This is a genomic window from Vibrio neptunius, assembly GCA_019339365.1.
GTDB classification, from domain to species: domain Bacteria; phylum Pseudomonadota; class Gammaproteobacteria; order Enterobacterales; family Vibrionaceae; genus Vibrio; species Vibrio neptunius.
In genome coordinates, this window is record CP079859.1 from 1134658 (window position 1) to 1149789 (window position 15132).

General features: G+C 45.5%; 12 protein-coding genes. All 12 read left to right on the plus strand.

Annotated elements, in window-relative coordinates:
- The first annotated feature begins 56 nt into the window (after positions 1–56).
- The 12 genes from KW548_05405 to dnaE all read left to right on the plus strand — a co-directional run bounded on the left by KW548_05405 (position 57) and on the right by dnaE (position 15108).
- Positions 57–812 carry an isoprenyl transferase gene (locus KW548_05405; GenBank protein QXX07453.1) on the plus strand — a complete coding sequence of 252 codons (756 nt, stop codon included), beginning with the start codon at positions 57–59 and terminating at the stop codon, positions 810–812.
- A gap of 11 nt (positions 813–823) precedes the next feature.
- Complete coding sequence (locus tag KW548_05410; GenBank protein ID QXX07454.1) at positions 824–1666, plus strand: phosphatidate cytidylyltransferase; 843 nt, start codon at positions 824–826, stop codon at positions 1664–1666.
- A 50-nt stretch (positions 1667–1716) separates the two neighbouring features.
- On the plus strand, positions 1717–2925 hold the full coding sequence (gene ispC, locus KW548_05415) for a 1-deoxy-D-xylulose-5-phosphate reductoisomerase (GenBank protein QXX07455.1): 1209 nt from the start codon (positions 1717–1719) through the stop codon (positions 2923–2925).
- Positions 2922–4280 carry a sigma E protease regulator RseP gene (gene rseP / locus KW548_05420; protein ID QXX07456.1) on the plus strand — a complete coding sequence of 453 codons (1359 nt, stop codon included), beginning with the start codon at positions 2922–2924 and terminating at the stop codon, positions 4278–4280. Before ispC ends, rseP begins: the two co-directional genes overlap by 4 nt.
- Before the next feature lie 38 nt (positions 4281–4318).
- On the plus strand, positions 4319–6724 hold the full coding sequence (bamA, locus tag KW548_05425) for an outer membrane protein assembly factor BamA (protein ID QXX07457.1): 2406 nt from the start codon (positions 4319–4321) through the stop codon (positions 6722–6724).
- Between the two features lie 30 nt (positions 6725–6754).
- A complete protein-coding gene (locus tag KW548_05430; protein ID QXX07983.1) occupies positions 6755–7255 on the plus strand; it encodes an OmpH family outer membrane protein in 501 nt (166 codons plus the stop codon).
- Between the two features lie 6 nt (positions 7256–7261).
- Complete coding sequence (gene lpxD / locus KW548_05435; GenBank protein ID QXX07458.1) at positions 7262–8293, plus strand: UDP-3-O-(3-hydroxymyristoyl)glucosamine N-acyltransferase; 1032 nt, start codon at positions 7262–7264, stop codon at positions 8291–8293.
- Positions 8294–8451: 158 nt separating this feature from the next.
- Positions 8452–8904 carry a 3-hydroxyacyl-ACP dehydratase FabZ gene (fabZ, locus tag KW548_05440; protein ID QXX07984.1) on the plus strand — a complete coding sequence of 151 codons (453 nt, stop codon included), beginning with the start codon at positions 8452–8454 and terminating at the stop codon, positions 8902–8904.
- Position 8905: 1 nt separating this feature from the next.
- Positions 8906–9694 (plus strand): acyl-ACP--UDP-N-acetylglucosamine O-acyltransferase, encoded by a 789-nt coding sequence (gene lpxA, locus KW548_05445; protein ID QXX07459.1) that lies wholly within the window; start codon positions 8906–8908, stop codon positions 9692–9694.
- 73 nt (positions 9695–9767) lie between these two features.
- Positions 9768–10913, plus strand: coding sequence for a lipid-A-disaccharide synthase (lpxB, locus tag KW548_05450; protein ID QXX07460.1), 1146 nt, complete (start codon positions 9768–9770; stop codon positions 10911–10913).
- Positions 10914–10940: 27 nt separating this feature from the next.
- Positions 10941–11537, plus strand: a complete 597-nt coding sequence (gene rnhB, locus KW548_05455; GenBank protein QXX07985.1) for a ribonuclease HII — start codon at positions 10941–10943, stop codon at positions 11535–11537.
- Positions 11538–11628: 91 nt separating this feature from the next.
- A complete protein-coding gene (gene dnaE, locus KW548_05460; protein QXX07461.1) occupies positions 11629–15108 on the plus strand; it encodes a DNA polymerase III subunit alpha in 3480 nt (1159 codons plus the stop codon).
- The last annotated feature ends 24 nt before the right edge of the window (positions 15109–15132 follow it).

The following is a 15132-nucleotide window of genomic DNA, read 5'->3' on the forward strand; positions in this document are numbered from 1 at the left end:
GCACAGCGTTTTTTTATGCTAATCTTTGTCCCCTGCTGGTAATCATAAATCCTTGTATGCAAAACTCTCAACTCTCACCAGAATCACTTCCTAAACACATTGCAATTATCATGGATGGCAACGGGCGCTGGGCAAAAGCCCAAGGTAAGCCGCGTGTGTTTGGTCATAAAAATGGCGTTGCTGCTGTCCGAAAAACTATTTCGACCTCTGCAAAATTGGGCATAAAGGCGATCACGCTATTTGCCTTTAGCAGTGAAAACTGGCGTCGTCCTGAAGAGGAAGTCGGTGTATTGATGGAGTTATTCATTACGGTTCTCTCGACAGAAATTAAAAAGTTACACAAGAACAACTTACGACTCCGTGTTATTGGCGACATGAGCCGATTTAATGAGCGTTTACAAAAGAAGATAGCTCAGGCTGAAGCAATGACTGCGGATAACAGTGGTATGGTTGTTAACATAGCCGCTAACTATGGTGGTAAGTGGGACATCGTAGAAGCAACGAAAGAAATTGCCACAAAAGTCGCAAATGGTGAGATTCACGCAGGCGATGTAAACGAAGAAATGATGACTCAGCATTTGACGATGTCAGATTTGCCAGAAGTGGACCTACTGATTAGAACCAGTGGTGAATGTCGAATCAGTAACTTTATGTTGTGGCAAATGGCGTATGCAGAAATGTACTTCACGCCAATTTACTGGCCTGAATTCGACGAAAACAGCTTAATTGAAGCAGTGACTTGGTTTGTTAATCGAGAAAGGCGATTCGGTTGCACCGGTGAACAAATCAAGGCATTGATGGAAAGCGACTAAAGGATCCAAGTTTGAAACAAAGAATTATAACCGCGCTTATCCTTGCTCCGATAGTGATACTTGGCATTTTTGAGTTATCTCTGCCCTTATTCATGGTTGCCATAGCGATCGTTACTGCTATCGGCTTTTGGGAATGGACTCAATTTGTTGAGTGTAAAGCGCGTGTTACAGCACTAATGCCAAGTGTCGTTGTGAGTGCGGCAATGCTGGTTTTCATTCCATTTGATGCCCTCAGCTTAGGTACAGTAACGGACAGCCATTTAGCTGTTCTCTTGGTTGGTGGGTTATGGTGGATTACATCTAGTTGTCTAGCGATTAGTTACCCCACTTCAGCCAAATTTTGGCAAAACTCGAACTTACTTCGCCACTTGTTTGGTATCTTGACACTGCTTCCTTTCTTTTGGAGTGTATTATTGCTTCGCGCCGAGGGCATTAACCAAGATACTTACCATGGTGCAAAGTTGGTGCTGTTTGTCTGCTTCATTGTTTGGTCTGCTGATAGCGGTGCTTACTTTGCGGGTAAAAGTTTTGGCAAACGAAAAATGGCACCGCATGTCAGTCCGAATAAAACCATTGAAGGATTAGTTGGTGGCGTTATTGCGGCTATTATCGTCGGTTGGGCGACTGCTTACTGGTTTGAAATTGAGTTTAGCAGCCCAATTGCGATGATTATGATTACATTGGTGACTGTAGTGATTTCGGTGTTGGGTGACTTGGTTGAAAGTATGTTCAAGCGTGTTGCTGGCATTAAGGACAGTAGCAATATTATCCCAGGACACGGCGGTGTATTGGATCGCATTGACAGTTTGACCGCGGCATTTCCAGTATTTGCTCTTCTTTATTTCGTTTTCTAGTTTTAGGCAGCCCTGAGTGCTGCCTGTTTAATTTTTACTGGTTTCTTACTATGCGTAAGCTCACAATATTAGGTGCAACTGGCTCGATTGGCGATAGCACTTTTAAAGTTATTGAACAGAATCCTCAGCACTTTTCGATTGTGGCCCTGGCTGCGGGTAATAATGTCGATAAAATGCGCCAACTTTGTCAGAAATGGCAGCCTAAATATGCAGTGATGTCCAGCGATAGTGCAGCGATGACGCTGAAAACACAGTTGCAAGAACTTAAAATTCCAACGCAAGTGTTAGCAGGTCAAGAAGCCATGTGTCATGTTTCTTCGTTTGACGAAGTTGATACAGTGATGGCGGCGATTGTTGGCGCGGCAGGTTTGCTACCGACAATGGCGGCAGTCAAAGCAGGCAAGCGCATCTTACTGGCTAACAAAGAAGCTTTGGTTATGTCAGGACAGCTTTTTATCGATGCGGTGAAAGCACATGGTGCTGAACTGATGCCTGTCGATAGTGAGCACAATGCGATATTCCAATGTTTGCCTGAGTCGATTCAGACCAATCTGGGCGGTTGTGATTTAAGTGAGCACGGCATCCAACATATTTTGTTGACTGGTTCCGGTGGTCCTTTCCGTTATAGCGATATCAGTACGTTATCAGCTGTCACACCTGAGCAAGCCATTGCCCATCCAAACTGGTCGATGGGACCAAAAATTTCGGTCGACTCTGCCACCATGATGAACAAAGGCTTGGAATACATTGAAGCTAAATGGCTGTTTAACACATGCCGAGAGCAGCTCAAAGTTTTGATTCATCCCCAATCCGTCATTCATTCTATGGTGCAATACAAGGATGGTTCGGTGCTGGCTCAAATGGGTGAGCCCGATATGGCGACACCAATTGCGCTAACATTGTCTTATCCAGAACGTGTGTCTGCAGGCGTTAAGCCTTTGGACTTCACCACTGTGGGTGAATTGACTTTCTTAGAACCCGACTTTAAACGTTACCCTTGTCTGAAATTGTCCATTGAGGCTTGTTATGAAGGGCAGCATGCGACTACTGCACTAAATGCGGCAAACGAAGTGGCGGTCGAGCATTTCTTTTCGCGCCAGCTCACATTCACTGACATTGCTGTTGTCAACGAGCGAGTGGTGGAGCAAGTTTGCTCTAACAATAATCATTCAGTTTGTGATAGCTTGGAAAGCATCTTAGAGCTGGATAAAATGGCGCGAGCGTTGGCCGTCGAAATCATTGAAGAGCGTGCATTATGACTGGGATATTGTGGAATTTCGCATCATTTATTATTGCGTTAGGTATTTTAGTTGCCGTGCATGAATATGGCCATTTCTGGGTTGCGCGCCGCTGTGGTGTCAAAGTCGAAAAATTCTCGATTGGTTTTGGTAAATCAATCTGGAGCAAAATAGGTAAAGACGGCACTGAATACAGTATTTCAATCATCCCATTAGGTGGCTACGTCAAGATGCTTGACGGACGTGTGGATGACGTGCCTGAAGAGCAGAAAAAGCATGCTTTTGATACGCAACCTTTATGGAAGCGAACTTCGATAGTAGCGGCAGGGCCTGCATTTAACTTTTTGTTTGCTGTATTTGCCTACTGGCTAGTTTTTATGATCGGCGTACCGGCTGTTAAGCCTGTTGTAGGGCAGGTTGAAGCGCATTCTATCGCTGCCAATGCAGGTTTAGAGCCTGGCATGGAACTAAAAGCGGTCTCTGGCGTCAAAACACCGGATTGGGAATCAGTCAATATGGGGTTAATTGCTCATATTGGCGACGATAAACTGACCATGACAGTCGCGCCGGCCAATGATATTGGCATTGAAGAAGTGAAGACGCTTGATTTAACTTCTTGGAACTTTGATCCTGAAGTTGAGTCTGCTATGTCAGCACTTGGCTTCAAGCCTTTTACTCCTGCAATCTCGACGACATTGATGACGATTTCAGAGGGCGGAGCGGGTGAAGCGGCCGGTTTACAAGCTGGGGATGTACTCATTGCGGCCGATGATGAACCTCTGACCAATTGGCAACAAGTGGTTGAACTGATTCAAGGTCATCCAAATCAAGCCATTGATTTGCAAATCGAGCGTTCTGGTGCGTTGATCAATCTAACGTTAACTCCTGACAGCCGTGAGCTAGCGAATAAGCGAACGATAGGATTTGCAGGAATCGTACCTGAAGTCGCAGAATGGCCAGAAAGCTATCGCTTCGAGCTTCAGTTTGGTGTAATTGAATCAGTCAGTAAAGCGATTGATAAAACTGGACAAATTATTGATCTAACAATCAGCATGTTGAAAAAGCTGATTGTGGGAGATGTTGGATTAAACAACTTAAGTGGACCTATTTCGATAGCAAAAGGAGCTGGAACGACTGCCGATTATGGATTGGTGTACTTTCTTGGTTTTCTCGCGTTGATCAGTGTTAACTTAGGTATCATTAACCTTGTGCCATTACCGATGTTGGATGGCGGACACTTATTGTTTTTTGCTATCGAGGCAGTGATCAGACGCCCTGTGCCTGAACGCATTCAGGAAATAGGGTACCGCATCGGCGGGGCAGTTATTTTCTCTCTGATGGCAGTGGCGATATTTAATGATTTTGCTCGTCTGTAGCTGGGCAAAGGTTGTAGTAAGGAATAACTAAAACAAATATGGCGATGAAAAAAATTCTGTTTGCAACGCTACTGGCAACAAGCGTTGTTGCAAACGGTGCCGAAAACTTTGTTGTTGAAGACATTCAAATTGATGGGTTGCAGCGCGTTGCGCTGGGAGCTGCATTACTTAAGATGCCAGTGCGCATTGGTGATACGGTTGATAGCCAAGACGTGTCGGATATTATTAAAGCTTTGTATGCATCTGGCAATTTTGAAGATATCAAAGTCTTGCGTGACGGTAATCAGCTATTGGTTCAGGTTAAAGAGCGACCAACGATTGCGAATATTTCGTTTTCTGGCAACAAGGCCATTAAAGAAGAGCAATTACAGCAAAACCTTGATGCATCGGGTATTCGAGTGGGTGAGGCTTTGGACCGCACCACGCTGTCAAACATCGAAAAAGGGCTGGAAGATTTCTACTATAGTGTTGGTAAGTACAACGCAACTGTAAAAGCAGTCGTAACCCCTCTTCCTCGCAATCGTTCTGACTTGAAATTCGTCTTCTCTGAGGGTGTGTCAGCAAAAATCCAACAAATCAATTTTATCGGTAACAAAGTCTTTACTGATGATGAGTTGTTGAGTCGCTTCAATCTTAATGTCGACGTCGCTTGGTGGAATTTTCTTTCTGATGATAAATATCAGAAACAAGTCTTAGCGGGAGACATTGAAGCGCTTAAGTCGTACTACTTGGACCGTGGTTATCTCAAGTTTAAAGTGGACTCTACACAAGTTTCGATTTCTCCGGATAAGAAAGGTGTGTATATCACCTTGGTAGTTGACGAAGGGCTTCCGTACAGTGTTAAAGATGTCAAGTTTCGCGGTGAGTTGATTGGCAAAGAAGCCGAATTTGAAGCTTTGGTTCCGTTTGAAGACGGTGATGTTTACAACGGTTCTCAAGTCACAAGCTTGGAAGAAGGCGTTAAACGAGTTCTGGGGGAAGCTGGTTACGCTTATCCTCAAGTGCGTACTATTCCTGAATTTGATGACGAAACTCAGCAAGTATCTTTAGTAGTAAACGTTGAAGCGGGTAAACGTATCTATGTACGCGATATTCGCTTTGTTGGCAATAATGCTACTAAAGATGAAGTGCTGCGCCGGGAAATGCGTCAAATGGAGGGCAGTTGGCTCAACTCTAAATCAATTGAAACAGGGAAAAAACGTCTCAATCGCCTTGGTTATTTTGAAACTGTCGACGTTCAGACTGTACGTGTGCCAGGTAGTGAAGACCAAGTTGATCTTGTTTACAATGTTAAAGAAGCCAACTCGGGTAGCGTCAACTTTGGTATCGGCTATGGTACTGAATCAGGTGTGAGCTTCCAGGTTGGTTTGCAACAAGATAACTTCCTAGGCTCAGGCAATCGCGTTGGTGTCAGTGCGATGATGAATGACTACCAAAAGAATGTCAGCCTTGATTATCGAGACCCATACTGGAACCTAGATGGTGTTAGCTTAGGTGGTAAGGTGTTCTACAACACGTTTGAAGCATCTGAAGCGGGCATTGTTGACTATACCAATGAAAGTTATGGGACTAGCCTGACATGGGGTTTCCCAGTCAACGAATTAAATAACATCGAATTTGGCATTGGTTATACGCACAATAAGATCGGTAATGTCCCTAACTATGATCAGGCACAATTGTTTGCACAAAGTATTGGCCAATCTGAAGGTGATATTGTAACCAATGATTTTGACCTGAATGTTGCGTGGACTCGAAACAATCTAAACCGAGGCTTTTTCCCGACGGCGGGGAACTATCAGCGAGCGTCTGCTAAAGCAACGATCCCGAGTTCTGATGCACAGTACTTTAAGCTTCAATATGAAGTGCGACAGTATGTTCCAATCACTAAAAAGCATGAATTTACATTATTGATGCGCGGTCGTTTGGGCTACGGCAATGGTTACGGTAAAACGGATGGTAACGACAATCTATACCCATTCTACGAAAACTATTATGCGGGTGGTTTCACTTCATTACGTGGTTTCCGTTCTAACTCAGCTGGTCCAAAAGCAGTGTATACAACCAACAGTGGAAGCTGCGGAAATAATGGCTGTGTGAGTGCAACCGATGACTCTGTGGGTGGTAATGCGATAGCTCTGGCGAGTATGGAGTTAATTGTACCGACTCCATTCGCTTCAGATGAAGCACGTAGCCAGATCCGAACTAGTCTATTTGTCGATGCCGCGAGTGTGTGGGATACAGAGTTTAATTACAACTCAGCTCACCAAGATACTCGATACTACGAGGATTACTCGGATCCAACCAACTATCGTGCGTCCTACGGTGCTGCTCTACAGTGGATGTCTCCAATGGGGCCTTTGGTGTTCTCAATTGCCAAACCAATTGAAATTTATGAAGGTGATGACGAAGAATTCTTCACTTTCACAATCGGCAGAACCTTCTAAATATTTACAGAGGAAAATACAGTGAACAAAATGATTAAAGCGGCTGGTCTTAGCCTTGTTGTAATGTCGTCTTCATTCTTTGCAAATGCAGCAGAAGCGGCGCAAAAAATTGGCTATATCAATACAGCTCAAGTTTTCCAAGCACTTCCTCAACGCGAAGTCGTACTGCAAAAAATGCAGGAAGAGTTCAAAGATAAAGCGGGTGAACTAAAATCTATTCAGGCCAAAGCGAACACTAAACTTGAGAAGTTCAACCGTGATAAGGAACTGATGTCTTCTGAAGACCGGGAACAATTGCGTATTGAAATTACTCAGTTGAACAATGAATTAAAACTCCAAGGACAAGCGTTTGAGAAAGCACAGCAACGCCGAGAAATGGAGGAAAAACAAAAATTGTTTAAACTGATTCAGGGGGCGGTAAAGAAAGTCGCTGAAAAAGAAGGCTATGACATGATTGTTGATATTCAGACTATGCAATACGGTAAGCCAGAATACAACATCTCTGAACAAGTTATTAACTCACTGAAATAATTGGCTATGACAGCAATCACACTAGCCGAACTGGCTTCAATTACTGGCGGGGAATTACATGGTGACGCCGATGCAGTCGTAACCATGGTAGCGCCTATGGATAGAGCGATGGAAGGTCATGTGACCTTCTTATCTAATCCTAAATACGCTAAGCACCTTGGTGACTGTCAGGCGACTGTCATTATGGTCAAGGAAGCGCAGCGTGAGTTGTGCACTGGTCATGTGCTGGTAGTTGACGATCCTTACATCGCTTTTGCCCAAGTGACACAAGCTTTGGATACCACGCCGCTCCCGGCCGATGAAATAGCGCCATCTGCGGTGATCGCTGATAACGTTCAGCTTGGCAACAATGTTTCTATTGGCGCTAACGCCGTGATTGAGTCGGGTGTTCAATTAGCTGACAACGTTGTGATTGGCGCAGGCTGCTTTATCGGTAAAAATGCCCAAATTGGCGCAAATACCAAATTGTGGTCCAATATCAGTATCTATCATGATGTAGTGATTGGTTCTGATTGCCTTATCCAAGCAAACACAGTGATTGGCGCTGACGGATTTGGGTATGCGAATGACAAAGGTGAGTGGGTTAAAATTCCTCAACTGGGTACGGTGCGCATTGGCAATCGTGTTGAAATTGGCGCTTGTACAACGATAGACCGTGGTGCTTTAGACGATACTGTGATTGAAGACAATGTGATCATCGATAACCAAATGCAGATTGCTCATAACGTACACATCGGATATGGTTCAGCTCTAGCTGGTGGTACGATTATTGCCGGCAGCACTACAATCGGCAAATACTGTATTATTGGTGGTGGTACTGTTATCAATGGCCATATCGAAATTGCCGATGGCGTTACTATTACCGGTATGGGAATGGTCATGCGCGGCATTAAAGAAAAGGGCATGTACTCTTCTGGCATCCCACTGCAGCCAAATAAAGAGTGGCGTAAGACCGCAACTCGTGTTCATCGAATTGATGAGATGAACAAGCGTCTTAAAGCGGTTGAAAAACTGCTGGAGCAGGGTGAAGACACTTAGTCTGATTGTGAATAAAAAGACTCGCGATGTGCGGGTCTTTTTTTCTGACTGATTATGTGGACTCAATACAATAACATCGCAGTGCGTGCTTAGCATATTGAGATGACTTGGGTATAATGCCCGCCAGTTAATTTAGCATTCAAGATAGGAACATGACTTTGACTACTGAAAACAAAACGATGAACATCACTGAGATCCAAGAACTGTTACCCCATCGCTACCCATTTTTGCTGATCGACCGTGTTATCGATTTCCAAGAAGAAAAATACCTTAAGGCGATCAAAAACGTTTCAGTGAATGAGCCTCAGTTTACAGGTCATTTTCCTCAACTGCCGGTTTTCCCGGGTGTTCTTATCTTAGAAGCGATGGCTCAGGCTACGGGTCTTCTAGCATTTAAATCGTTTGGTGCGCCTTCTGACAATGAGCTCTACTATTTTGCAAGCGTTGACGGTGCGAAATTCCGTAAGCCCGTCACGCCAGGCGATCAACTGGTTATTGAAGTAGAATTCATTAAAGAGCGTCGTGGTATTGCAGCGTTTAACGGTGTTGCGAAAGTAGATGGCGACGTGGTGTGTTCTGCAGAGCTTAAGTGTGCTCGTAGAGAGTTTTGATATGATTCATGAAACCGCTCAGGTGCATCCTTCTTCAGTGATTGAAGGAGATGTGAACATTGCCGCTAACGTGACTGTTGGTCCTTTTACTTACATTTCAGGCAAAGTTGAAATTGGTGAAGGTACAGAAATTATGTCGCATGTGGTGATTAAAGGCCATACCACGATTGGTAGAGATAACCGTATTTTTCCGCATGCCGTGATTGGTGAAGAAAACCAAGATAAAAAGTATGGTGGGGAAGATACAACCGTCGTTATTGGCGACCGCAATGTGATTCGCGAAGCGGTGCAGATCCATCGTGGTACTGTCCAAGACAAAGCGACCACAGTCATTGGTGATGACAATTTACTGTGTGTTAATGCACACATTGCTCACGATGTGATTGTTGGCAACCATACTCACGTCGGCAACAATGCTATCTTAGGTGGGCATGTGACGGTTGAAGATCATGCCGGTGTGATGGCTTTATCTGCCATTCATCCCTTCTGTAAAGTGGGTGCATTTAGCTACATTGGTGGTTGTTCAGCGGTTGTGAAAGATGTGCCGCCATACGTGCTTGCTCAAGGTAACCATGCGACACCTTTTGGATTGAATCTGGTGGGCTTGCAGCGTAATGGTTTTGAAAAGAGTGAATTGCGCGCATTACGCAACGCTTATAAAGAATTCTACCGAGCGGGTAAAACACAGGCAGAGGCCAAAGAAGTGTTGTTGGAAATGGCGCAACAATGGCCATCCATAAAGCACTTTATTGATTTTGTAGAAAGTTCAGAGCGTGGCGTTATTCGCTAACTGTCACTGAATCCAAATTAAAAAGATCGCGGCCCTAGGTTGCGGTCTTTTTGTGTTTTTGAGGTTAGGGATTATGGACAATAAAAAACCACTTCGCGTTGGTATTATTGCAGGAGAGTTGTCTGGCGATACCTTAGGTGAAGGTTTTATCAAAGCCGTTAAACAACAGTATCCAGACGCAGAGTTCGTCGGGATTGGTGGCCCGAAAATGATCGCTCAGGGCTGTGAGTCTCTGTTTGATATGGAAGAGCTCGCAGTTATGGGGCTCGTGGAAGTGCTAGGCAGGCTCTCTCGTTTACTGAAAGTCAAAGCGGAGTTAGTTCGCTATTTCACCGAAAACCCACCGGATGTCTTTGTCGGCATTGATGCTCCAGACTTTAACCTGCGCCTTGAACTTGACCTCAAAAAAGCGGGAATCAAAACCGTGCATTATGTCAGCCCCTCTGTTTGGGCATGGCGCCAGAAACGTATTTTTAAGATCGAAGCGGCCACCAATTTGGTGCTGGCTTTTCTGCCATTTGAAAAAGCGTTTTATGATCACTATCAGGTACCATGCGAATTTATTGGCCATACTTTAGCCGATGCGATTCCTCTGGAGTCTCCAAAAGCACCAGCCCGTGAGTTACTCGGTCTTGAGCAGAATAAAAAGTGGCTTGCCGTCCTACCGGGGAGTCGTGGTAGTGAGTTAAAAATGCTTGCTGGTCCCTTTATTGAAACATGTCGACGTTTGCACCAGAAACATCCAGATTTAGGTTTTGTTGTCGCGCTGGTCAACCAAAAACGCCGTGAGCAATTTGAGCAAACTTGGCAAGAGCTGGCTCCCGAATTAGATTTCAAATTGGTCAATGATACTGCCCGAAATGTGATCACTGCATCTGATGCGGTAATGCTGGCATCGGGTACAGTGGCATTGGAGTGTATGTTGATTAAGCGACCAATGGTGGTTGGTTACCGGGTGAATGCTGTGACTGCGTTTATTGCTCGCCAAATGCTCAAGACGAAATACGTTTCTCTACCCAATATTCTGGCTGATCAAGAATTGGTCAAAGAGTTGTTGCAAGAAGGCTGCACGCCTGAAAAACTAGAGAGCGAAGTTGAAAAACTATTTGGCGAGCAAGGGCAGTGCATGATCGAGAAGTTTACAGAAATGCATTACTGGATTCGAAAAGATGCAGATAAACAAGCTGCCAGTGCTGTATTGAAGTTGATAGGTAAATAGTCATCATGACAAAAGAAAAAAAAAGAACTGCCACCATTTGAATACCCTCAAGGGTATCGATTGATTGCCGGTGTGGATGAAGTAGGGCGTGGCCCACTGGTCGGTGATGTGGTGACTGCGGCCGTTATCTTGGATCCCAATAATCCCATCGAAGGTCTCAATGACTCGAAAAAATTAACCGAGAAGAAGAGACTTGCATTGCTGCCAGAGATTAAAGAGAAAGCACTCGCTTGGTCTGTCGGGCGCTGCTCTGCGGAGGAAATTGATCAGCTCAATATTCTCCAAGCAACCATGGTCGCGATGCAACGAGCGATTGAAGGACTGGATGTGAAACCGGACTTTGCACTCATCGATGGAAACCGCGTACCTCAGCTCAATATGGATGCTCAGGCAGTGGTTAAAGGTGATATGCGTGTTGCGGAGATCAGTGCCGCCTCGATTATCGCTAAGGTCGTGCGAGATCAAGAGATGGAAGAGCTCGATAAACTTCATCCTCGATTTGGTTTTGCAAAGCATAAAGGTTATCCAACCAAAGCCCATTTTGAGGCCATTGAGCAACACGGTGTGACTGATCAGCATCGTAAGAGCTTCAAGCCAGTCAAAAAAGCGTTGGGTTTAGATTAGAAACCCTCACTGACTGGGGTATATCTAAGATTTTATATCACGTAAAATACCCCAGTAATCTCTCCGAATAAGCAAAACTGCGGAATCATTGATGTCAGATCCTAAATTTATTCACCTAAAAGTTCACAGTGACTTTTCCATGGTCGATGGCCTATCGAAAGTGCCTCCTTTGGTTAAGAAAGTGGCTGAAATGGGAATGCCAGCTATGGCATTAACTGATTTCACCAACTTATGTGGGTTGGTGAAGTTTTATGGAACGGCTCATGGGTGTGGCGTGAAGCCAATTATTGGCGCTGATTTTGCGATGCAGTCAGAAGAGTTTGGTGAAGAGTTAACTAAACTCACTGTTCTGGCAGCAGACAATGAGGGGTATAAAAACTTAACCTTGCTGATCTCCAAAGCGTATCTACGTGGTCATGTTCAACATCAACCTGTCATTGATAAGCAATGGCTAGCTGAGCTGTCGGCAGGGCTTATTGTTCTATCAGGGGCAAAAAGTGGAGAGATTGGTAAAGCGTTACTGAAGGGGAACCATAAAGTTGCTCAAAACTGCGCTGATTTTTATCATCAACACTTTGCCGACCGATTTTTCCTTGAACTGACGCGTACCGGGCGAGCAGATGAAGAAACTTATCTTCACTTTGCCTTGGACTTTGCAGAGAAAGAGCAGCTGCCTGTTGTCGCCACTAACGACGTCGTGATTCTAGATGAAACGACGTTCGAGGCACATGAGATTCGTGTGGCAATTCATGACGGTTACACGCTAGAAGATCCTCGCCGCCCTAAAAACTACAGTGCTCAGCAATATTTACGTAGCGAAGAAGAGATGTGCGAGCTGTTCGCCGATATCCCTGAAGCGCTGGAAAATAGTGTTGAAATTGCTAAGCGTTGTAATGTGACGGTACGTTTGGGTGAGTACTTCCTGCCGGCATTCCCGACAGAGGGGATGGAGGAAACCGAATTTCTGGTCAAAAAATCAGAAGAAGGCCTCGAAGAGCGCTTAGAGTTTCTGTTTCCGGATGCAGAAGAGCGAGCTAAGCGACGTCCTGAATACGACGACCGTTTGAAAATCGAGCTGGAAGTGATTAACAATATGGGCTTCCCCGGTTACTTCCTGATCGTAATGGAGTTCATTCAGTGGTCGAAGGATAATGATATCCCTGTTGGACCAGGGCGCGGTTCGGGTGCAGGTTCGTTGGTGGCTTATGCATTGAAAATTACCGACCTTGACCCGTTGGAATACGATCTGCTTTTCGAGCGATTCCTTAACCCCGAACGTGTATCCATGCCCGATTTCGATGTCGACTTCTGTATGGATAAACGAGATCAGGTGATTGATCACGTAGCAGAGATGTACGGTCGTGATGCGGTTTCCCAGATCATCACTTTCGGTACTATGGCGGCGAAAGCGGTAATCCGCGACGTAGGCCGTGTACTAGGCCACCCGTTTGGTTTCGTTGATCGTATTTCAAAGCTGGTCCCGCCTGATCCTGGTATGACACTGGAGAAAGCGTTTAAAGCCGAGCCTGCGTTACCTGAACTGTACGAAGCTGACGAAGAAGTGAAAGAGCTTATCGATATGTGTCGCATCCTTGAAGGGTGTACACGTAACGCCGGTAAGCACGCGGGTGGTGTTGTAATCTCGCCAACCACCATTACTGACTTCGCGCCGATTTATGCTGACTCTGAAGGTCACTTCCCGGTTACTCAGTTCGATAAGAACGACGTAGAAACTGCTGGTTTGGTCAAGTTTGACTTCTTAGGTCTACGTACTCTAACCATCATCGACTGGGCTCTTGGTTTGATTAACCCACGTCTTGAGCGTGAAGGCAAAGATCCCGTTCGCATCGAATCGATTCCACTGGATGATGCGGCATCGTTCCGATTGTTACAAAACTCGGAAACGACCGCGGTATTCCAGCTCGAATCGCGCGGTATGAAAGAACTGATAAAACGACTGCAACCGGACTGTTTTGAAGACATCATCGCATTGGTGGCGCTGTTCCGCCCTGGTCCTCTACAGTCGGGCATGGTAGATAACTTTATCGACCGTAAGCATGGTCGAGAAGCGATCTCGTACCCAGATGAAAAGTGGCAACATGAATCGCTAAAAGAAATCCTCGATCCGACTTACGGCATTATCCTCTATCAGGAGCAGGTAATGCAGATCGCACAGGTATTGTCTGGCTACACCCTTGGTGGCGCGGACATGCTTCGTCGTGCGATGGGTAAGAAAAAGCCGGAAGAAATGGCCAAGCAGCGTGCGACCTTCGAAGATGGTGCGGTAAAGAACGGCGTCGACGGCGAGTTGGCGATGAAAATCTTCGACTTGGTAGAAAAGTTCGCTGGCTACGGCTTCAACAAATCACACTCAGCCGCTTATGCATTGGTGTCTTACCAAACGCTGTGGCTGAAGATGCATTACCCAGCCGAGTTCATGGCTGCCGTAATGACCGCCGATATGGACAACACCGAAAAAGTGGTCGGTCTGGTAGACGAATGTTTCCGTATGAAGCTCAAGGTGCTTCCGCCAGATATCAACGCTGGCTTGTACCGTTTTAACGTCGATGAAAATGGTGCGATCGTATACGGTATTGGTGCGATAAAGGGGGTTGGTGAAGGTCCTATTGAAGCTATTCTAGAAGCGCGCAATAAAGGTGGTCACTTTAAAGACTTGTTCGACTTCTGTGCTCGTATTGATCTTAAGAAAGTGAACAAGCGCGTGATAGAGAAGCTCATTTATGCAGGAGCGCTTGACCGACTTGGCCCGCACCGTGCAGCGATGATGGCATCGCTTAATGATGCGGTCAAAGCTGCCAGCCAATACCACCAAGCGGAAGCGTTTGGTCAAAGCGACTTGTTTGGTGTTCTGACCGAAGCGCCTGAAGAAGTTGAACACAAATACACCAAGGTACCCGCGTGGCCAGAAAAAGTTTGGCTGGAAGGAGAACGTGATACACTTGGCTTATATTTGACCGGGCACCCAATAAATGCCTACATAAAGGAACTTGGTAAGTACACCAGTTGTCGACTAAAAGATGCGACACCAACGAGACGTGATCAGAGTGTCACGGTTGCAGGTCTGGTGATTGCGGCTCGAGTAATGACAACCAAGCGCGGTACTCGTATTGGTATCATGACCTTGGATGACCGTAGCGGCCGTATGGAAGTCATGTTGTTCTCCGATGCGCTTGATCGCTACGCTGAATTGCTCGAACAAGACAAAATTTTGGTCGTTTCTGGACAGGTCAGCTTTGATGATTTCAATGGTGGTCTTAAAATGTCCGCGCGCGAGGTTATGGATCTCGGCACGGCGCGTGAAAAATATGCCCGTGGCTTATCGGTGTCCATTGAACAATCTCAAATCGATGATCAATTTTTTGAGCGCTTTAGTAAGATACTAGAGCCTTACAAGGCAGGAACGGTTCCTGTCCATATATACTACCAACGCAGTGACGCGCGAGCGCGCTTAACGTTAGGTACCGAATGGCGTGTGACGCCTAGTGACGAATTAATAGACAATTTGAAACAACTGCTTGGTATGAGCCAGGTAGAACTCGAATTTAACTAAGTTCGGCAGTCGAATGCCGAATCA